Genomic DNA, 20603 nt, shown 5'->3' with positions numbered 1-20603 from the left:
GAATTTGGCGGTAATCGGCAAGGCTAAGGGGCGGTGCCTGAGGGGTCAAGGGCAGTTATTACCGGGGTAGTGTAGTTTGCAACAAGCTATGTTGCCTGGTTGCAACAATTCCGGGGCTGCAGCATCGCGCCACGATTCGACGCATGGCCCATAACTATTTGACTCGCGGGTTGGTTTTATTAAGCGCGGTTGATTAGACTGAGCGCGTTCTTGTCGGGGTGCCCTAATTGAGGGGCTGAGATTGGCTACTGCCGGATCCCGTTGAACCTGATCAGGTTAAAGCCTGCGTAGGGAACAAGATGTGCTCGCCTTTCCTCCGGCGAGCCTCTGGCACCGCCCCAGGTGCACCTCTCGCTGCTCATCCGCCCAGGTTCGCTCCGACACATAGCCCTGGAGAACCGCCGATGAGCACACAACAACAAAACCTCAACCCGATCCTGAGTGAATCCGCCCAAGTCGACCAGCAGTCGATCCAACCTTTTCCGCGTTCGCAGAAAGTCTATGTGCAGGGTTCGCGCGCGGACATTCTGGTGCCGATGCGGGAAATCAGCCTGGACGTCACGCCTACTGACTTCGGCGGCGAGATCAACGCGCCCGTGGTGGTCTACGACACCTCCGGCCCCTACACCGATCCCAATGTCATCATCGACGTGCGCAAGGGCCTGGCCGATGTGCGCTCGCCGTGGATCGAAGCCCGTGGCGACACCGAACGCCTGCCGGGCCTGAGTTCGAACTTCGGCCAGCAGCGCCTCGCCGATGCCGAGCTGACCAAGCTGCGTTTTGCCCACGTCAACAACCCGCGCCGCGCCAAGGCCGGCGCCAACGTCAGCCAGATGCACTACGCGCGCCAAGGCATCATCACCGCAGAGATGGAATACGTGGCCATCCGCGAGAACATGAAGCTGGAAGTGGCGCGTTCCGCCGGCCTGCTTGATCAGCAGCACCCCGGTCACAGCTTCGGCGCCAGCGTGCCGAAAATCATCACCCCCGAATTTGTGCGTGAAGAAATCGCCCGTGGCCGCGCGATCATCCCGGCCAACATCAACCACACTGAACTGGAGCCGATGATCATCGGCCGTAACTTCCTGGTGAAGATCAACGGCAATATCGGCAACTCGGCGCTGGGTTCGTCCATTGAAGAAGAAGTGGCCAAGCTGACCTGGGGCATTCGCTGGGGTTCCGACACGGTCATGGACTTGTCGACCGGCAAGCATATTCACGAAACCCGCGAGTGGATCATCCGCAACTCGCCCGTGCCAATCGGCACCGTACCGATCTACCAGGCGCTGGAAAAAGTCGGCGGCGCAGCCGAAGAACTGACCTGGGAACTGTTCCGCGACACCTTGATCGAGCAAGCCGAGCAGGGCGTGGACTACTTCACCATCCACGCCGGCGTGTTGCTGCGCTATGTGCCGATGACTGCCAAGCGCGTCACCGGTATCGTTTCGCGCGGCGGTTCGATCATGGCCAAGTGGTGTCTGGCGCACCATAAAGAGAACTTCCTCTATACCCATTTCGAAGACATCTGCGAAATCATGAAGGCCTACGACGTCAGCTTCTCGCTGGGCGATGGCCTGCGTCCGGGCTCGATTGCCGACGCCAACGACGAAGCGCAGTTCGGCGAGCTGGAAACCCTCGGCGAGCTGACCAAGATCGCCTGGAAGCACGACGTACAGACCATGATCGAAGGCCCCGGCCACGTGCCGATGCAGTTGATCAAAGAGAACATGGACAAGCAGCTGGAATGCTGTGACGAAGCGCCGTTCTACACCCTTGGCCCGCTGACCACTGACATCGCACCAGGTTACGACCACATCACCAGCGGCATTGGTGCGGCGATGATCGGCTGGTTCGGTTGCGCCATGCTCTGCTACGTCACGCCCAAGGAGCACCTAGGCCTGCCGAACAAGGATGACGTGAAGACCGGCATCATCACCTACAAAATTGCCGCCCACGCGGCCGACTTGGCCAAGGGGCATCCAGGCGCGCAGATTCGCGACAACGCACTGTCCAAGGCGCGCTTTGAATTCCGCTGGGAAGACCAGTTCAACCTCGGCCTCGACCCGGACACCGCACGCAGTTATCACGACGAAACGTTGCCCAAGGACTCGGCGAAGGTGGCACACTTCTGCTCCATGTGCGGGCCGAAGTTCTGCTCGATGAAGATCACCCAGGAAGTCCGCGTCTATGCTGAAGAGCAACGCATCGCCGCACTCGACCTGGATGCCGAGGCGGGTATGCAAGCTAAGGCGGAGGAGTTTAAGGCGCAGGGGGCACAGCTCTACCACAAGGTGTAATGGAGCTTCTGCTGTGCGATTTTTCGGCGCAGCATAGGGTGTAACCAGGACGGGCCTTCGGGCCCGTTTCTGTTAATTAGGGGGCGTTATGCAACGAGAAGATGTTCAAGTGATCGAGCGCGAGGCCTGTTTTAGCGGCTTCTACAAACTCGATCGGCTGCGTTTGCGCCATCGCCAGTTTGCCGGTGGTATGGGGCCGGAGCTGAGTCGCGAATTGTTTGTGCGTCGAGATGCCGTGTGTGTGCTGCCTTATGACCCGCAGCGCGATTGCGTGGTGCTGATTGAGCAGTTCCGCATTGGTGCCCTGGAGAAAAGCGCCAATCCCTGGCTGCTGGAACTGGTGGCAGGGCTGATCGACAAGGACGAGCAGCCCGACGAGGTGGCGCACCGTGAGGCGCTGGAAGAGGCCAATCTGCCGCTGACCTCGCTGTGGCCGATCACTCAGTACTATCCCTCGCCCGGTGGCTCGGACGAGCGCGTGCATCTCTACATCGGCCGTTGCGACAGTGAGGGCGCGGGTGGTGTGCACGGGTTGGCGGAGGAGGGCGAAGATATTCGTGTGCATGTCTGGCCACTGGAGGATGCTCTGGATGCCATCAAAGACGGTCGCATCGACAACGCCGCCAGCATCATCGCGCTGCAGTGGCTGGCACTGAATCGCACTGAAGTGCGCGGGTTGTGGTCGTGAACCTGCTGCGCGAGCGTTATCGGGTCGACCTGGTCGAGCTGCAAGCTGCTTGCGAAGCCAACTATGCGCGCCTGATGCAGTTGCTGCCGGGCATGCGTGACGGTGCGGATAGCAAGCGGCAGGCGCGCCGTGTCGCGCTGAGCCAAGGCGAACAGTTGCTAGGCGTGCTGGCGCTGGATGTGCTGGAAACCTGCCCTTACACCTCGACCCTTTCTGTGCGTCAGGAACACAGCTTGGCTTGGTTGCCGGTGCCGCAGTTGGAGGTTCGCGTCTACCACGATGCGCGCATGGCGGAAGTGGTTGGCGCGCAAAGCGCGCGGCGCTTTCATGGCCGTTACCCGTATCCGAATGCGGCGATGCACCAACCCGATGAGAAGACCCAGCTCAACCTGTTTCTCGGTGAGTGGTTAAGCCATTGCCTGGCCTGCGGTCATGAGCCGGCGCCCGTTCGCTAGCCTGCTGGCGGTATTCGGCTGCTGCGCGGCGCCTGGGCTGCCCCGTGGCGCGCGTTAGCCGCTGCGTCAGGGGCTGGATTTACAGCGGGCGTTCTGTGATCTATTCCTCTTTCACGGGTTTACCGTCGATCAGGCTGCCAGCATAATCCACGCATTCCGCTCAAGGAGAAGGTCTTGCCGGACGCATCGACCAAAACCACTGCTGTTGATCGCTCGGTACTGCTGGTGCAGTTGTCCGACAGTCATTTGTTTGCCGATGCGGCCGGTAAGTTATTGGGGCTGGATACCCAGGACAGCCTGCAGCGGGTGATCGAGCGGGTGCTGCAGGAGCAACCGCAGATTGATCTGGTTCTCGCCAGCGGTGATCTCTCGCAGGACGGCAGCGTTGAGTCTTACCAGCGCTTTCGTGACACAACCGCCGCCATCCCCGCGCCTGCGCGCTGGCTCCCCGGTAATCACGATGAAGTGCCGGCCATGCAGGCCGCTTGCGTGGGCACTGCTCTGCTCGAGCCGGTGATTGATTTGGGTAACTGGCGCGTGACCCTGCTTGATTCCTCAATCCCAGGCGCCGTGCCGGGGTATCTCAATGACCAACAACTGGCGCTGCTAGAGCGTTCGCTCAGTGAAGCGCCAGATCGCCACCACTTGGTGTGTTTGCATCACCACCCCGTGCCTATCGGTTGTAAATGGATGGAGCCCATTGGCCTGCGTAATGCCGACGCCCTGTTTGCCCTGCTGGCACGCTTCAGCCATGTGCGTGCGCTGCTGTGGGGGCACATCCACCAGGAGATCGACCTGCAGCGCGGCCCTCTTCGCCTATTGGCCTCGCCCTCGACCTGCGTGCAGTTCGCCCCGGGTAGCGAGGAGTTTCAGGTTGATAAAACCGCGCCGGGCTATCGCTGGTTGCGCTTGTTCGATGATGGTCGCCTGGAAACCGGTGTGTCGCGGGTGACCGGGATCAAGTTCGAAATCGATTACACCATCAAAGGCTATTAAGCCCTGTACAGCACGGCGGCTAACCGGTTGCAGCCGGTCGCCGCAACCGGTTAGCCTCCCGCCCCATGACCACATCCATACTCTATCTTCACGGGCTTAACAGCTCGCCAGCTTCGCTCAAGGCCAGCCAGTTGCAGCGTGCCATGACGCAGCTGGGCTTGGCTGCGCAGCTTCGAGTGCCGGCCCTGCACCATCATCCGCGTGAGGCAATCGCCCAGCTTGAGGCGCTGATTGCCGAGCTTGGTCGGCCCGTGCTGGTTGGCAGCTCACTGGGCGGCTACTATGCGACCCACTTGGCCGAACGCTATGGGCTGCCTGCGTTGTTGATCAACCCGGCCGTGCGTCCACACCTGCGCTTCGATGGCTACCTAGGCCCGCAGAAGAACCATTACTGCGATGAAACCTGGGAGCTGACCACCGACCACGTGGCGGCCTTGGCCGAACTAGATGTGCTGACGCTGCAAGACCCCGCGCGCTATCAGGTGTGGTTGCAGACCGCCGACGAAACCCTTGATTACCGTGATGCCCAGCACCATTACCGCGCCTGCGCGCTGCGCATCCAGGCTGGCGGCAATCACGGCTTTCAGGGCTTTGCTGAACGCCTGCCGATGCTGTTCGCTTTCGCCGGTATTCCTCGCTATTTGTGGCAGGATATCGACTTTTCCGCTCTCAATTGACCCACAAGAGACCCCATGGCCCAGCAAGGTTCTAGCTCTTACAACGCCGATGCCATCGAAGTCCTTTCTGGCCTCGACCCGGTGCGCAAACGCCCGGGTATGTACACCGACACCAGCCGGCCCAACCATTTGGCCCAGGAAGTCATCGACAACAGCGTCGACGAGGCGCTGGCCGGGCATGCCAAATCGATTCAGGTGATCCTGCACGAGGACAACTCCCTGGAAGTGCTCGACGACGGTCGCGGCATGCCGGTGGATATTCACCCGGAAGAGGGCGTGCCGGGGGTCGAGCTGATCCTCACCAAGCTGCATGCCGGCGGCAAGTTTAGTAACAAGAATTACCAGTTCTCCGGCGGCTTGCATGGCGTGGGCATTAGCGTGGTCAACGCCTTGTCGACCCGCGTGGTCGTTACGGTCAAACGCGACGGCAACGAATACCAGATGAGTTTCGCCGACGGCTACAAGGCCAGCGACCTGGCCGTGGTCGGCACGGTGGGCAAGCGCAACACCGGCACCAGCGTGCATTTCTGGCCGGACGCCAAGTATTTTGACGCCTTCAAGTTCTCGGTCAGCCGCCTTAAGCACGTACTGAAAGCCAAGGCCGTGCTGTGCCCGGGGTTGTCCGTCAGCTTTGAAGACAAAGCCAGCGGTGAGAAAGTTGAATGGCTGTATGAAGACGGCCTGCGCTCCTACTTGGTGGATGCGGTCAGCGAGTTTGAACGGCTACCCAATGAACCCTTCTGTGGCAGCCTGGCGGGCAATAAAGAAGCAGTAGATTGGGCGCTGCTGTGGCTGCCGGAAGGCGGCGACGCGGTGCAGGAAAGCTACGTCAACCTGATCCCCACCGCTCAAGGCGGCACCCACGTCAACGGCCTGCGCCAAGGCCTGCTGGATGCCATGCGCGAGTTCTGCGAGTTCCGCAGCCTGTTGCCGCGCGGGGTTAAGCTGGCCCCGGAAGATATCTGGGAGCGCATCGCCTTCGTTCTGTCGATGAAAATGCAGGACGCGCAGTTCTCCGGGCAGACCAAGGAGCGCCTGTCGTCCCGTGAGGCGGCTGCCTTCGTTTCCGGTGTGGTGAAAGATGCCTTTAGCCTGTGGCTTAACGGCCATCCGGAGCTCGGTCAGCAGCTCGCCGAACTGGCGATCAGCAACGCCAACCGCCGCCTCAAGGCCGGCAAGAAGGTTGAGCGTAAACGCATCACCCAAGGGCCGGCGCTGCCTGGCAAGCTGGCTGATTGCGCGGGCCAAGACCCGATGCGCTCCGAGCTGTTTCTGGTGGAAGGTGACTCCGCCGGCGGCTCGGCCAAGCAGGCGCGCGATAAAGAATTCCAGGCAATCCTGCCGCTGCGCGGCAAGATTCTGAACACCTGGGAGGTCGATGGCAGTGAAGTATTGGCCAGCCAGGAGGTGCACAACATTGCCGTGGCCATTGGTGTAGACCCAGGCTCAGCAGACCTGCGCGAACTGCGTTACGGCAAGGTTTGCATCCTCGCTGACGCCGACTCCGATGGCTTGCACATCGCCACCCTGATTTGTGCGTTGTTTGTGCGGCACTTCCGCACACTGGTGGATGCCGGCCATGTGTATGTGGCCATGCCGCCGTTGTACCGCATTGACCTGGGCAAGGAGATTTTCTACGCCCTGGATGAAGCCGAGCGCGACGGTATTCTCGACCGTCTGGTGGCCGAGAAGCGCCGTGGCAAGCCGCAGGTCACCCGCTTTAAAGGCCTGGGTGAAATGAATCCGCCGCAGTTGCGCGAAACCACCATGGACCCCAACACCCGGCGCTTGGTGCAGCTGACCCTGGAGGATTACCCCGGCACCCAGGAAATGATGGACATGCTGCTGGCGAAGAAGCGCGCCGGCGACCGTAAATCCTGGCTGGAGTCCAAGGGTAACCTGGCCGAGGTGTTGCTCTGATGCAGCGGTTGCTAGCTGCCTGCCTGCTGCTGTGCTCGTCATTACTGACCAATGCCTCGGTCCTGGAAGAGTTGCAGCTGCTTAACGAGCAGCCGGTGAGCGGCGTCGATGGCGGCAACCTGTCCGGGTTGGCCTGGTGCGATAACGCGCTGTGGGCGGTTTCCGACCGTGAGGATCAGCAGCTGTATCGCCTGCAGTCGGATGAGTCGCAGTGGCACGCGACGGCCGAAACGTTTATCGCGCCGCCGGCGCCAGATGTGCGTCTGCCCTGGGGGGTGCGCATGCGCAGCTGGGCCGCCGGCCTGGTGCGCGGTGGTGCGCTGGATTTCGAAGGGCTGAGCTGCGACGCCGCCGGCAACCGCTACTTGGTCAGTGAAGCCAGGGCGGCCGTGCTGCAGTTGCCGGTTGTCGGTGAGCCCAACTGGCTGAACCTGCCGCGGGGTCTGGTACGTCAGGCGCGTGCCAGCGGCATGCTGCTGCACCACAACTCACTGTTTGAAGGGGTTGCGGTCGACCCCGCCGGCGAGCGCCTGTATCTGGCGGCCGAGCGTATGCGCCGCGGCGTGTCGGTGGTGCACAAGCAGCGTGCGATTTGGCGGTGCACCGGTGGCTGCGTGTTGTTCAGTGAAGCGGGCACGGACGCGGGGCCTGAGCCGCTGGGCAGCAAGCCGCAGCCACGGGATTTCTCGGGGCTGGCTTTTTATAACGAAAAACTCTTCACCCTTGAGCGTCAGGCGCACCGCATCTGTCGGCGCAACCTGAGCAATGGTCAGGCGGAAATGTGCTGGTCGTTTGCGGCCGAGGCCCTGACGCCAGAGCGGCGCTATGCGCCCACCTACGGCCTGGCAGAAGCGCTGTGGGTGGATCAAGACGGTGCCTGGATTGCGGTCGACAACGGCAACCTTACCCGTGCTGACGGTGAGTCGCGGCCGATTATCTGGCGCTTTGCCGCCCCCCAAGGCGGCTGGGGGCGCAAGCCGTGAGCGAGCAGCCTGCAGGCAAGCGCGCCGGCCGCGTGATGTTAGTGCTGGCCTGGGGCGCAGCGCTGTTACTGGCGACCAAGTTTTTTGGCGACTGGGAAGACGCTCAGCGCAACCCGAATCAGGCGCCTGAGTCGCTGCATGGTAGCGGCTATGTCGAAGTGCACCTGGCCAGCAGCCGCCAGGGCCACTACATGGCGGGCGGCACGATCAACGGTGAGGAGGTGACCTTCCTGCTGGATACCGGCGCAACGTCGGTGGCCGTGCCGGTGGATGTGGCGCAGCGCCTGGGTTTAAAGGCTGGCGCAGCGATCACCATCAGCACCGCCAATGGCCGCGCTACGGCCCATCGCACCCGGCTTGAGCGTTTGCAGCTGGGCGATATTGTGCTAACCGACGTAGAGGCTTTGATCGCCCCCGGCATGGGCGGCGATGACGTATTGCTGGGCATGAGTGCCCTGAAACAACTCGAATTTACCCAGCGCGGCGGCACCTTGATGCTGCGCCAATCCACCTTGCAATGAGGCACGCATGAGCGAATCCCTCGATTTGAGCCTGGACGGTGTTGAACGCCGTTCCCTTGCCGATTTTACCGAGCAGGCTTACCTCAATTACTCCATGTACGTGATCATGGACCGCGCGCTGCCGCATATCGGCGACGGCCTCAAGCCCGTGCAGCGGCGCATTATCTACGCCATGAGCGAGCTGGGCCTGGACGCCGACTCCAAGCATAAGAAGTCGGCGCGTACCGTTGGTGACGTGCTCGGTAAGTTCCACCCGCACGGTGACAGCGCCTGCTACGAAGCCATGGTGTTGATGGCGCAGCCGTTCAGCTACCGCTACACCCTGGTCGACGGCCAGGGCAACTGGGGTGCGCCGGATGATCCCAAGTCCTTCGCCGCCATGCGTTACACCGAAGCGCGGCTGTCGCGGTATGCCGAGGTGCTGCTGACCGAGTTGGGCCAGGGCACAGTCGACTGGGTGCCGAACTTCGACGGCACCCTGAACGAGCCAGCCACGCTGCCGGCGCGCCTGCCCAATTTGCTGCTCAATGGCACCACCGGCATTGCCGTGGGCATGGCCACCGACGTGCCGCCGCATAACCTGCGCGAAGTGGCAGCGGCCTGTATTCGCCTGCTGGATGAGCCGAGTGCCACCGTCGAGCAGCTCTGTGAGCACATTATCGGCCCGGATTACCCGACCGAGGCGGAGATCATCACCCCGCGCAGCGATCTGCTGAAGATTTACCAAACCGGCAAGGGCTCAGTACGCATGCGTGCCGTGTACCGCGTTGAGGATGGCGATGTGGTGGTCACCGCGCTGCCGCATCAAGTTTCCGGGGCCAAGGTGCTGGAGCAAATTGCCGCGCAGATGCAGGCGAAGAAGCTGCCAATGGTCGCCGACCTGCGCGACGAGTCTGACCACGAGCACCCGTGCCGCATCGTCATCATTCCGCGTTCCAATCGGGTGGATGCCGACGAACTGATGCAGCACCTGTTTGCCACCACCGAGCTGGAATCCAGCTACCGGGTCAACACCAATGTCATCGGCCTGGACGGCAAACCGTCGGTAAAAGACCTGCGCACGTTGCTCACGGAGTGGTTGGTATTCCGGGTCAACACTGTGCGCCGCCGCCTGCAGTACCGCCTGGATAAAGTCGAGAAGCGCCTACACCTGTTGGACGGTTTGCTCACTGCGTTTCTCAACCTGGATGAAGTGATCCACATTATCCGCACCGAGGATCAGCCCAAGCCGGTGTTGATGGCGCGCTTTGGCCTGACCGATGTGCAGGCCGATTACATCCTCGACACCCGCCTGCGTCAGCTCGCGCGCCTTGAAGAGATGAAAATCCGTGGCGAGCAAGACGAGCTGGCCAAGGAGCGTGACAAGCTGCAGGCCTTGCTCGGCAGCGAAGCCAAGCTGAAGAAGCTGGTGCGCAAGGAAATCCTTGAGGACGCCGAAAGGTACGGTGACGACCGCCGTTCGCCCATCGTCGCCCGCGCCGAAGCCCGCGCGCTCAGTGAAACCGAGCTGCTGCCAACTGAACCGGTGACCGTGGTGATTTCGGAAAAAGGCTGGGTGCGCTGCGCTAAGGGCCACGACATCGACGCCACCGGCCTCTCATACAAGGCCGGCGATGGCTTCAAGACGTCCGCACCGGGCCGCTCTAATCAATACGCCGTATTTATCGACTCCACCGGACGCAGCTACTCGCTGGCCGCGCATTCGCTGCCATCCGCTCGTGGCCAGGGCGAACCGTTGACCGGCCGCCTGACGCCACCGCCGGGGGCGACTTTCGAGTGCGTGCTGCTGCCGGATGACAATGCGTTGTATGTGATTGCCTCCGATGCCGGCTACGGCTTTGTGGTTAAAGGTGAGGACCTGCAAGCGAAGAACAAGGCCGGCAAGGCACTGCTTAGCCTGCCTGCGGGTGCGCGCGTGGTGCCGCCCAAACCCTTGGCCAATCGCGAAGATGACTGGCTGGCCGCCGTGACCACCGAGGGGCGCTTGCTGGTATTCCCGGTGCGCGATCTGCCGCAACTGGGCAAAGGCAAAGGCAACAAGATCATCGGCATCCCGGGTGAGCGGGTCGCCTCGCGCGAGGAATACCTCACCGACTTGGCGGTGCTACCCGTGGGCAGCACCCTGGTGTTGCAGGCAGGCAAGCGCACTCTGTCGCTCAAAGCGGATGACCTGGAACACTACAAGGGCGAGCGCGGCCGGCGTGGTAACAAACTGCCGCGCGGCTTCCAGCGTGTGGATAGCCTGGTGGTTGAGGCCCAAGGCTAAGCATCAAGCCCGGTCTCGGATACAGGCCGCCGCCGCGCTACGCTGGAGTCACGCGCGCCTTTCAAGGATGATACGCGGCCGCAAGGCGGATCGATTGATGCGATCCGCCTGCACCTCCTTGGTATGCACGCCGGCAGACTCGCCGGTTGGATGAGTAAGATGACCGTACTGCGTTTCCCCGGTGCTCTGCTGCTGGCCGGCGTGCTCGGCTTGTCAGGTTGCGCCCACTATCAGCAAGTGCCGCTGTACCAGCTCGACAGTGGCGATCTGCACCTGCCCACCGCTGAGCAGGGCATTGCCGTGTTAATTGGGCCGGTACAAATTGCCGATTACCTGCAGCGTGAGGTGCTTCTGCAGCGTCAGGCCGATGGCAGCCTGACCTCAGCCGAGGAGGGGCGTTGGGCAGGTAGCTTGGCGGCGGATATTGATCAGCAGGTGTTGCGTCAGCTGGCGTCGCACCTGGACAGCCAGCGCTTGGTGCTGGCGCCTGCGACGGCCGGGTTTGTACCGCAGATGCGCGTGAGCCTGTCGATTAGCCGCCTGGATTCCGGCCCGCAGCGCCCAGCTGTGCTGGAAGCGCAGTGGCGCCTGGCTGGGGCTGACGGCAAGCTGCTTGACGGGCGTTTGGTGCACCTGGAAGAGGCGCACAACGGCAGTGTCGTCGATCAAGTGCGCGCGCAGAGTCTGGTGCTGCAGCAGTTGGTTGAGCAATTGGCCGTCGCCGTTAAAACGCAGGCCAAGCCCGTAACTCCTGCACCCGCTCGTAAACCAGCGCCGATAAAGCCTGCGCCGTCCAGCGCGCCGCGTATCCCGGTGGTTGAGCCGTTACGTAACGAGGGTGAAGTATTCCGCTTCTAGTGCTTAAGCCGTAGCGCCTTCTGGAGCAATGCCATCAGGCGCGGGTGCTCAATGACTGTCGTGCATATGCGCCAGTTGGCGCTCCAGCAATGACGGGTACGGCTCCAGCAAGCGTTCTACGCAGCAGGCGCCCTGTGGGCTGGCGATGGCGCGGATGCGAGCGCGCTGGCGGATCAGCGGGTCGTCCGCAATGCTGCGCTCGACCAGTAGCAAGTTGCGACTGTGCAGTGACAGCGCCAGGGCGCTTTGCGCCGTCTCACTGAGCAGCAGGTCTCCCTGGCTGAGGTTGCTGAGGTTCTCACCCAGCGTTAGGCCCAGCTGCAGTTGCAGGGTGATGCCGCTGTCCGCCACTTCAATTTGCAGGGCATGACCGAGTGCACGCATCAGCTCACCGCAGCAAATGGCGTGGGTCAGGTAGTCCTCGCCGCATTCAAGCTGATGGAACAGCATCAGGCTGCTGCCATCACTGAGGGTATGCAGCTCACCTTGGTACAGGCTGGCAGCGCGGTCGAGGCAGCCGCGGTAGCGCTGCAGTAATTCCATCAGGCGCGCGCGGGGCAGACGGCGCAGTTGCTCTTGTGCACCCAGCTGGATCGCCAGAACGGCGCTAGGCAATGGCCGTTGGACGACCGGCGCCGCGACTGGAGCTGGCGCGGGTTCGTGTTCCTGCTCGGTGTTGTCGCGCAGTTCGGAAAACGGATCATCCAGTGCGCTGTCTGCATCGTGTTCGGTGTTGCTGTACAGGGGCTCAGGCGCGACTTCATCTGCATCGAAGCGTTCATCGTGCAGGTTACGCACCGTGAAGTCTGGCTCTGTGTCGAGCGGCTCATCGAAGTAATCGCCGGTGTCTTCTGCTGCCGGTTCATCTTCGTAGAGCGGTTCTTCTTCCGGCTGGGGCGGTTTTTCTGGGACCAGGCGAGCTTGTAGCTGGCGCGCTAAGTCGCCAATTTCGTCTTGGCGGGCAACGCCAGGCGCAGGGTCGTCCGGGTCGCGCAGCCAGACCCGCAGCTGCAGCAGCGGGGTGGAGATATGCCGCCCCAAGCGCATGCTGAGGGACAGGGCCAGCGCCAGCAAAATCAGGCTGAGAATGCCCATGCTCTGCAGGCTGATGGTCATCGGCTGCTGAAACTGCTGCATATCCAGGCTGATGCGCAACTGCCCGGCAATCACCTCCTGAAAGGTGATTGGGGTGGAATACAGCCCTTCGGTTTCCCCGAGCATGCTTTGGCTGGGCCGTGAGCCCGCCTCGGCGAGGATGCGATTGTCCACGCTGTAGATGGCCGCGTGGGCCACCAGCGGGTTTTTCACCAGGTTGTTCAGCAGCACGTTGAGGCTGAGGATGTCATTGGACACCAACAGCTCGGTGGCCGAGCTGGCGGTCTGGGTAATCAGGCTGGTGCCCAGGGCTTCGGCCTGCTGCTGCATCGCATGCTTGAACTGCATGCCAATCACCCAGCCATAGATGACCAGGGCCAGGGCTACCAGCAACAGGCTGTGGCTGACGATGCGCAGCGCCAGCGGAATGCGCCGTTGACGCAGGGCCTGGAACAGCAGCAGGAAGAAATTATCGGGCTTTACGGGGGCGGGCCGGTTCACAGAGCTCGGCTCATGTCGACTGTAGGTGGCGCGCAGTATAGCGGCGCCTCCGCGGTGGGCAAAGCGCTGTGCGTGGCTGTTTGCCGTTGAAAATGGGTAGAATGTGCGCCTTTTCTACGGCCTGTGATCTGTTCAGCAGGCCGCTGCCCCTGACACTGTCCCGGAGAGTGAGCCTTGCGCGAAATCGTCCTGATCAATATCACCGGCGAAGACCGTCCCGGTTTAACGGCCGCCATCACTGGGGTACTGGCCCAGGGCGGGGTGAATATCCTCGATATTGGCCAGGCGGTGATCCATGACACCTTGTCATTCGGCATTCTGGTCGAGATTCCCGATACCGAGCGCGCCTCCTCGGTGCTCAAGGACATCCTCTTTACCGCCTACAAGCTCGATCAGCAGGTGCGCTTTACTCCGGTCTCCGAGGCGGATTACCAGCAGTGGGTCAGCGGCCAGGGCAAAGCCCGCCATATTGTCACCCTGTTGACGCGCAAGGTCACGGCCGAACAGCTGCAGCGGGTCAGTGCGATTACCGCGCGGTATGAGCTGAATATCGACCATATCGACCGCCTCTCCGGGCGCATGCCGCTCGATATGCCGGCCGAGCAGGGCAAGGGCTGCATCGAGTTCTCGGTGCGCGGTGAGCCGGCCGATCCGGCGGCCTTGCGCGCCGAATTCCTCAGCGTGGCGCAGGAGTTGAATGTCGACATCGCTTTCCAGCGCGATTCGCTGTTCCGGCGTAATCGTCGCCTGGCGGTGTTCGACATGGATTCGACGCTGATTGAGGCCGAAGTGATCGATGAGCTGGCCAAGGCGGCGGGCGTCGGTGAGCAGGTGTCGGCAATTACCGAGCGGGCGATGCGCGGTGAGCTAGATTTTGCCGCCAGCTTCCGCGAGCGTCTGGCGCTGCTCAAGGGGCTGCCGGAAACCGTACTGGCCGATATCGGCGCCTCGCTGCGCCTGACTGAAGGCGCGGAAACCCTGTTCAGCGAGCTGCGCCGCCTGGGCTACAAAACCGCGATCCTCTCCGGCGGCTTTACCTACTTTGCCAAGCAGTTGCAGGCCAAGCTGGGTATCGATTACGTATTTGCCAACGAACTGCAGATTGTCGATGGCCTGGTCACCGGCGTTGCAGTCGAGCCGATTGTCGATGCGCAGCGCAAAGCGGATCTGTTGCGCGAGCTGGCGGCCAAGGAAGGTTTACGTCTGGAGCAGACTATCGCCGTGGGCGATGGCGCTAATGATCTGCCGATGCTGGCGATTGCTGGGTTGGGTGTGGCCTTTCGGGCCAAGCCGCTGGTCAAGCAGTCGGCCAAACAGGCAATTTCGACCTTGGGTCTAGACGGCATCCTCTACCTGCTCGGCTTTCGAGATCGCGACGGGCAGGAGTAAACATCAGGCAAACAAAAGCCGCCCTCGGGCGGCTTTTTGCTGTCTGCGTGTCCTTACTCGTCGTCGGCTGCGAAGTCGTAATCCATCGACTGGCTCGGGCCCTGCAGGTAGTGACCTTGGATGTAGTTGACTCCGGCCTGCCAGAGCGTAGCCAGCACACTCGCGGTCTCAACGAAGGGCACGATGGTCAGCTTGGCTTGGGCATGCAGGCTGGCGAGCAGGGTTTTCAGCGCTTCCTGGTTCTCCGCACTGCTTAGGTCCTGGGAGAAGGAGCTGTCGACTTTGACGAAGTCGACATGCAGGTGCTTGAGCGTATTGAACGGGTTGAGTGAGCAGCCGAATTGCGTCAGCGCAGTTTTGCAATGCAGCTCGTTGAGACCCTGAGTGATCGCCTTGGCCTGTTTCAAGTAGGCAATCGCATCCGGCTCGTTGAACTGGAACACCAGCGAGTCAGAGGGCAGGCGTGCCGCTTTGAGGGCGACGCTGAGCCACGGCAGCAGGGTTTGATCCTGCAGGCTGGCGCTGGACAGGTGCACGAACAGGCGGGTGTTGTGGCCTTTGCTGCGGTGGTCGGCGAGTAATTTGATCGAGTTGAGAATCACCCAGCGGTCAATCTTCTCGGCCAGCCCTGCATCTTTGGCGGCACTGAACAGCTCTTTCGGTGGAATTTCCTCACCCTGCGGGCTGATCAGGCGCAGCAGCGCCTCATAGTGTTCAAAGTTGTCGCCGCGCAGGCTGATGATCGGTTGGAACAGCAGGCGGAAGCTGTTTTTCTCCAGCGCTTGTTGGATCATCGCCGCGATGTTGCCGCGGCTTGCGGCAGCGGCCAGCTCATCGGCGGGGTTGAACAGCTTGATGGCGTTGCCGTCACTCAGTTCGTCTGCGCAGCGGTGGGCGCGGTCAACCACGTCCTGAGCCTTGGTGGTTTTCTCGTTGAGTCCGGCAACCCCAATCGATAGGGTGCTTTGTACGGTGCGGCCGCTGACATCGAACAGGTAGCCGTCGACCTTCTTCAGCAGGCTTTCCAGCTGCTCGACGGTGCTTTCAGGGCTGACGCCGGCTTTTAATACGGTAAAGACATCATCACCAAAGCGTGCCAGCTGTGCGTCGGCGCCGAAATGCGCGCGCAGCAGGTTGGCCAGGTCGGTGAGGAGGATGTCGATGCCTGCCAGGCCAATGTCGGCAAGCAGGCTGGCATAGCGGTCGACGCGGATATAAGCCAGCGTGGAGGGTTGCCCCGCGTTCACTGCGCGCTCGGCGGCGCTGTCCATCAACTCAAGAAAATGGGTGCGGTTAAACAGGCCGGTGACCAGGTCCTGGCTGCTGATTTCGCGCAGTTTTTCTTCCAGTTCGGCGTTGCCTGTTTCGGCACGAATCACCACCTGGATGCACGGTTCGCTGTCGTAGGTGGCTGGGGAGAAGCTCATTTGCGCGGGGAAACTCTGACCGTTGGCCTTGACCCCTCTGCAGTTCAGTTCGGCGTGGCCTTCGGCGCTATGGTAATGCTTCAGGAAGTCCTTGAAGCTGGCCTGATCGGCGCTGCTGATCAGGTCGATCATCGGCATGCCTTCCAGCTCGTCGGCATCCACGTAGGCGAACAGCTCAAGGTAGGCACGGTTGGCATAGATGTGCATGCCGTCGTGGACGTAGGTGATGGCGTCAACGGAGCTTTCGAGGAGCAGTTGGCAGCGTTTTTCTGCTTCACGCAGCGCTACTTCACAGGCGCGGCGGGCGCGGCGTTCTTCCAGGTTGGCCAGTTCGCGTTTGGCCACCAGCACCAGGCGCTCGTCTTCACCTTGCGGCAATGCATCCTGGGCGCCGAGCATCAGCGCTTCGGTGATGCTGTCGGAGTCGTTGTCAGCGAGCAGCTGAATAACCGGAATGTCTTTGGCCTGGCGCCGGATCGCTCCAATCGCTTCGCTGGGCGCGAGCTGTTCGCTGCTCGGTGCGCAGATCAGCAGATCCCAGCTTTGTTGTAAGGCTTCGTTGAGGTCGTCGCTGGAGCTTAGGCGATGTACGCGGGTGGCCCGGCCCGCATTACGGAACAGGCTGACCAGGCGCTCGGCCTCGTTTTGTGAGTCTTCGAGTATCAGCAGCCGTATGGTTTTTTTTTCGATGGCCATGGTCTGGTATCAGAGCTGCGCCAAACGGGCGCGAAAAGGCGACAAAAGGAAGTGCGTCGGGAATCTACAGCGACTTCCAAAGTGAGTCAAAGTCTTCCTCCCCGCCTGGCATGCGGCTTTTCGGCGCTGTGACAGGTTGCTCGTGTTCACTGCCGACCTGTTCAACGCTGCGGTATTCGAACTGGTTGAAACTGCCGGTGCTGGTTTGCCGGCGGCTGAGTACCGCACGATGTTCGTTGCCATTTAGGTTGATGCTGACCTTGTTGCCTTCCTGGAACGGCAGCCGCGCGGTGATCAGGCTGGCGGGTCGCGAAATAGCGCTGATTTCCGGCAGCAGCAGCGCGCGCAGATACTGGCTGTTCTGTTCGGCTTTGCGCACCAGTTGCAAGCCGCAAGCCTGGGCGTGCGGAGCAATCAGCTCAATGCCCATTTGCGTACCGCCACCCCGTACCTGACGGATCCAGCGCACCACGGCAATGCTCCAGCCTTGTTGTGGCAGGCCTTGTACGCCGAGCAATTCGCCGGCCTGAAGTTGGCTGGGCACGTCTTTGGGCCATGACAGGCAGTAGCCGCCCGGGCTGATGTTGACGATCATCACGTCAAATACCGGGTAGCTCTCCGCACCATTACTGGCTGTATTGGCGCCTGTGGTATCAGGTTTGTTGTACTCAATTTCCTCGAAGGGCAGGCCGTTTTCCCAGAGGTTGCTCTTCTGCGCATCAAAGGCGTTCGACCAGATGTCGGGTGCGCCCGTGTCAGCCTTAAATACCGCTGTGTTGGTGGTGACGGGCAGCTGCAGCACTTCATTGAACGGGCGCTTGCCGGCGAGGTAGAAATGCAGAGCGCTCATGCCGATGCACAGGGTTAATGACCCCTGGCCCTGGCTGCGCTGGAATGTGCGCTCGGCGATGTCGCCCCAGGCCGCCGCCAGGTGCTGCAGCATGTCGTGGCTGAAATCCTCTGGGACGTTCAGGCGCGACTGGGCCAGGTCTTCGGTGGGCAGCAGCAGATGTTCCTTGATGGCGTCTACCAACTGGCTGGGGTCGATACCGACCGCATGGTGCAGCTGGTTCTGCTGGAGCAGGGAAATATAGCGGGGCGGACCATCCAGTTGCGGGGCCAGCGCGAACAGACTGGAGGGCGCATCGCCGGCTTGCAAGGTGACGAGCGCACTCCAGGGTTCGAGCGTTGCGGCCAGGCGTGCAATAGCACTCTGGCGCATCTGGTTGCAGCGCGCGCAACCGAGGAGCAGGGCGACCAAGTAGCTTTGTTCGGTGCTCAGACCTTGAGTGCGCAAGGCTTGGTCGTCACGAATAACGGTCTTGTGCAGCCCGCGCGCAAGGGCAATTTGGTAGAGCTGGTGCAGTTCCAGCCAAAGCCCTTCGGGAACCGGGCAGTACAGCTGGCTAGCGCGAATCAGCGGGCCGCACAGGCTGTGCGTGGCGCGCTGCAGGGCGATGGCCAGCAACTGCTGGCGCTCACGGGCCGGTTGGGCCGCCATGCGCGCGACTATCAGTTTGTAACCGACGGCCAGGTGGTTCTGCAGGGCCTGGCAGAGGTTGGCGACTTTACGGGGGCGCTCATCCAGCACGATGGCCTGGTTGAGGAAATGTTTTTCCAGTTGCTTGCAGACGAAATAGATTTCCGGGCGAAGGATTTCCAGCAGTTGCAGGCGATTTTCTGAAGGCGTCAGCAGCTGGTTGAGTTCGACTAACGCTTGGTACAGCTGGCGTGCCGTTTCGCCAATATTGGCCTTGGGCAGACCGTCGACCCATTTTTTCAGATCACGAGGGCTGGCTTCGCAGAATGACAGGCTTTGCTTGTCTGGCGTAGTGACGCGCAGCAGCAAGTGAGAATTCTGTTTATCCATCTAAATGGGGGGCTCCAGCACGCGGGCAATACAAATGACGATAGAAATTATGGTTCGACTCTAGCAGCATCTTACGTACCTCGCAGCCATGGTCTTGGTCGTATTGCCCCGCCAGTGCCGATACGTTAATCGGCTGGAAGTCATTGTTGTGACTGGTTTTCATGAGCAGAGGTTCACTCTGCTCAGGTGTTCCGGCACTGATCGTGGCGCGGGTAAGCCGGCTGGGGTTGTTTAGGCGCGCGGGGAGGCGAGGCACTGGCCCATTTGTACCGGGCTGTTCGCGGTCAGCGTTTCGGCCCACTGCACTTGCTCCGGGCCAAACAGCACGATGGCCGTGGAGCCCAGCTTGAATCGGCCCAATTCGGCGCCTTTTTCCAGGCTGATCGGCGCACGTGCGGCGTCGTCATACTTGAAGGTCTTCAGTGTGCGCTTGGGTGGTGTTACCAAGCCCGCCCAGACTGTTTCAATCGAGGCCACGATCATCGCGCCAACCAGCACCACGGCCATCGGGCCACGCTCGGTGTCGAACAGGCAGACCACGCGCTCGTTGCGGGCAAACAGTTCAGGCACGTTTTCTGCCGTGGTCTGGTTAACCGAGAACAGCCGGCCCGGCACGTAAACCATCTCCTTCAGGGTGCCGGCCAGCGGCATGTGCACGCGGTGGTAGTCCTTGGGCGAGAGGTAGATGGTGGCGAAGTCACCGCCCATAAAGGCCGCGGCGCGCTCAGTGTCGCCGCCCAGCAGCTCAATTACGCTGAAGCTGTGGCCCTTGGCCTGAAATACTCGGCCTTGTTCGATTTTGCCCAGCTGGCTGACCGCGCCATCGGCCGGGCTGAGCACCGCGCCAGGCGTGCTGTCGAGCGGGCGCGCGCCGTCTTTCAACGCGCGGGTGAAGAAGTCATTGAAGTGGGCAAAGGCGGTCAGGTCTTCGACCTGGGCTTCGCTCATATTGACCTGGTACTGCTTGGCGAACCAGCCGATCAGGCGATTCTTGAACCAGCCGGCGCGGCATTCGGCGGCGCAGCCGATCAGGCGCGAGAGCAGGTGGTGCGGCAGCACGTACTGGCTGAGGATAAACAGACGATCTTTCATGGGTATTCCTTAAACGTGGCAGGCGGTCTGGCGTGTGCTTAACGCTCGACCGGGGTGTCCGGGTGGTTGCCCCACTCGCCCCAGGAGCCGGCGTAGGCTTTCACCCGCGGGTAGCCGAGTATCTTGGCGACCAGGTAGGTAAAACCGGAGCGGTGATGGGTTTGGCAGTGGGTGATGATTTCTTTATCTGCGGTGATGCCGAGGCTGTTGAGTTGTGCCTGGATGTCCTGACGAATGCGCAGCGCACGCGCCGGGTCCATGCCCGCAGTCCATTCGAAGTTGATGGCGCCGGGGATGTGCCCGGCTTTTTGCGCCAGGGCTTTCTCGCCGCTGTATTCACCTGGCGCGCGGGCATCCCAGATGGCTAGGTCGGCAGCGCCGAGGCGGCTTTGCAGGTATTCGCGCGTCGCGGTCGGCGCGCTGTGCAGCTGCAACGCGATCGCTTTTACGCCCGCTTCTGGCACTGCGGTGCTGAGTTCGCGCTCCTCTGCGAGCCAGGCGTGCAGGCCACCGTCCAAGTAGTGATAGCGCCCGTGGCCGATCACATCCAGCAGCCAGATAAAACGCCCGGCCCAGCCGCCGCCTTCATCGTCATACAGCACATACACGGCGTCGGGGTTGTGCCCCAGCTCGCCGAATAGCTGTTCAAGCTGAGTCTGCTCCGGCAGCAAACCGGGGGCCGGTGGCTGGCCCCGTTGGGTGCGCTTGGGGTCGACAAAGCGGGCGCCTGGGATGTGTCCGGCGGCATAGCGGGCACTGCTGGTCAGGTCAACCAGGATGAGCTCGGGCGCATCTAGGCGGCTGGCCAGTTGGGCAGGTTCGATCAGCAAGGGCAACTCAGCGAAGGCGGTCATGCCAGGCCTCTTTTGACG

Annotated in this window: 16 protein-coding genes and 1 riboswitch; of the genes, 11 read left to right on the top strand and 5 right to left on the bottom strand. The window is 61.7% G+C overall.

Annotated features, from left to right (window positions below; genetic code table 11):
* The first annotated feature begins 204 nt into the window (after positions 1 to 204).
* A riboswitch (TPP riboswitch) is annotated at positions 205 to 311 on the top strand.
* Between the two features lie 93 nt (positions 312 to 404).
* The 10 genes from thiC to AC0J6G_RS14205 all read left to right on the top strand — a co-directional run bounded on the left by thiC (position 405) and on the right by AC0J6G_RS14205 (position 11661).
* Positions 405 to 2297 carry a phosphomethylpyrimidine synthase ThiC gene (gene thiC / locus AC0J6G_RS14250; protein WP_475248746.1) on the top strand — a complete coding sequence of 631 codons (1893 nt, stop codon included), beginning with the start codon at positions 405 to 407 and terminating at the stop codon, positions 2295 to 2297.
* 88 nt (positions 2298 to 2385) lie between these two features.
* On the top strand, positions 2386 to 2985 hold the full coding sequence (locus tag AC0J6G_RS14245) for an NUDIX domain-containing protein (RefSeq protein WP_475248744.1): 600 nt from the start codon (positions 2386 to 2388) through the stop codon (positions 2983 to 2985).
* Positions 2976 to 3440, top strand: a complete 465-nt coding sequence (locus tag AC0J6G_RS14240; RefSeq protein ID WP_475248743.1) for a DUF1249 domain-containing protein — start codon at positions 2976 to 2978, stop codon at positions 3438 to 3440. The genes AC0J6G_RS14245 and AC0J6G_RS14240 overlap by 10 nt, the downstream gene beginning before the upstream one ends.
* Before the next feature lie 174 nt (positions 3441 to 3614).
* A complete protein-coding gene (gene cpdA / locus AC0J6G_RS14235; RefSeq protein ID WP_475248741.1) occupies positions 3615 to 4436 on the top strand; it encodes a 3',5'-cyclic-AMP phosphodiesterase in 822 nt (273 codons plus the stop codon).
* A gap of 65 nt (positions 4437 to 4501) precedes the next feature.
* The gene (locus AC0J6G_RS14230) at positions 4502 to 5113 is read left to right on the top strand and encodes a YqiA/YcfP family alpha/beta fold hydrolase (RefSeq protein WP_475248739.1); all 612 of its coding nucleotides are present in this window, start codon (positions 4502 to 4504) and stop codon (positions 5111 to 5113) included.
* A gap of 15 nt (positions 5114 to 5128) precedes the next feature.
* A complete protein-coding gene (gene parE / locus AC0J6G_RS14225) occupies positions 5129 to 7033 on the top strand; it encodes a DNA topoisomerase IV subunit B (protein WP_475248738.1) in 1905 nt (634 codons plus the stop codon).
* Positions 7033 to 8016 (top strand): esterase-like activity of phytase family protein, encoded by a 984-nt coding sequence (locus AC0J6G_RS14220; RefSeq protein ID WP_475248736.1) that lies wholly within the window; start codon positions 7033 to 7035, stop codon positions 8014 to 8016. The genes parE and AC0J6G_RS14220 overlap by 1 nt, the downstream gene beginning before the upstream one ends.
* Positions 8013 to 8537 carry a retropepsin-like aspartic protease family protein gene (locus tag AC0J6G_RS14215; protein WP_475248734.1) on the top strand — a complete coding sequence of 175 codons (525 nt, stop codon included), beginning with the start codon at positions 8013 to 8015 and terminating at the stop codon, positions 8535 to 8537. Before AC0J6G_RS14220 ends, AC0J6G_RS14215 begins: the two co-directional genes overlap by 4 nt.
* A 7-nt stretch (positions 8538 to 8544) precedes the next feature.
* Positions 8545 to 10803 (top strand): DNA topoisomerase IV subunit A, encoded by a 2259-nt coding sequence (gene parC, locus AC0J6G_RS14210; RefSeq protein WP_475248732.1) that lies wholly within the window; start codon positions 8545 to 8547, stop codon positions 10801 to 10803.
* A gap of 159 nt (positions 10804 to 10962) precedes the next feature.
* Entirely contained in the window at positions 10963 to 11661 is a 699-nt protein-coding gene (locus AC0J6G_RS14205; RefSeq protein WP_475248730.1) for a PqiC family protein, read from the top strand.
* 48 nt (positions 11662 to 11709) lie between these two features.
* On the opposite strand, the gene AC0J6G_RS14200 is transcribed toward AC0J6G_RS14205, so the two are convergent.
* Positions 11710 to 13257: an AhpA/YtjB family protein gene (locus AC0J6G_RS14200; RefSeq protein WP_475248728.1), complete on the bottom strand. Its 1548-nt coding sequence runs from the start codon at positions 13255 to 13257 to the stop codon at positions 11710 to 11712.
* Between the two features lie 174 nt (positions 13258 to 13431).
* Here AC0J6G_RS14200 and serB point away from each other — a divergent pair, with 174 nt between their 5' ends.
* Complete coding sequence (serB, locus tag AC0J6G_RS14195) at positions 13432 to 14646, top strand: phosphoserine phosphatase SerB (protein ID WP_475248727.1); 1215 nt, start codon at positions 13432 to 13434, stop codon at positions 14644 to 14646.
* Between the two features lie 53 nt (positions 14647 to 14699).
* On the opposite strand, the gene AC0J6G_RS14190 is transcribed toward serB, so the two are convergent.
* From AC0J6G_RS14190 to AC0J6G_RS14175, 4 genes are all read right to left on the bottom strand, one after another.
* Positions 14700 to 16769, bottom strand: coding sequence for an EAL domain-containing protein (locus AC0J6G_RS14190; RefSeq protein ID WP_475248725.1), 2070 nt, complete (start codon positions 16767 to 16769; stop codon positions 14700 to 14702).
* Between the two features lie 64 nt (positions 16770 to 16833).
* Positions 16834 to 18639 carry a molecular chaperone gene (locus tag AC0J6G_RS14185; protein ID WP_475248724.1) on the bottom strand — a complete coding sequence of 602 codons (1806 nt, stop codon included), beginning with the start codon at positions 18637 to 18639 and terminating at the stop codon, positions 16834 to 16836.
* 231 nt (positions 18640 to 18870) lie between these two features.
* On the bottom strand, positions 18871 to 19737 hold the full coding sequence (gene asd / locus AC0J6G_RS14180) for an archaetidylserine decarboxylase (RefSeq protein ID WP_475253768.1): 867 nt from the start codon (positions 19735 to 19737) through the stop codon (positions 18871 to 18873).
* A gap of 32 nt (positions 19738 to 19769) precedes the next feature.
* Positions 19770 to 20585, bottom strand: coding sequence for a rhodanese-like domain-containing protein (locus AC0J6G_RS14175; protein ID WP_475248722.1), 816 nt, complete (start codon positions 20583 to 20585; stop codon positions 19770 to 19772).
* Positions 20586 to 20603 lie beyond the last annotated feature (18 nt).

The sequence above is a fragment of the Pseudomonas sp. TS_SC_3 genome, from assembly GCF_056156225.1.
The sequence above is the reverse complement of the archived record's forward strand: the minus strand, read 5'-3'. Positions and strand labels throughout refer to the sequence as shown.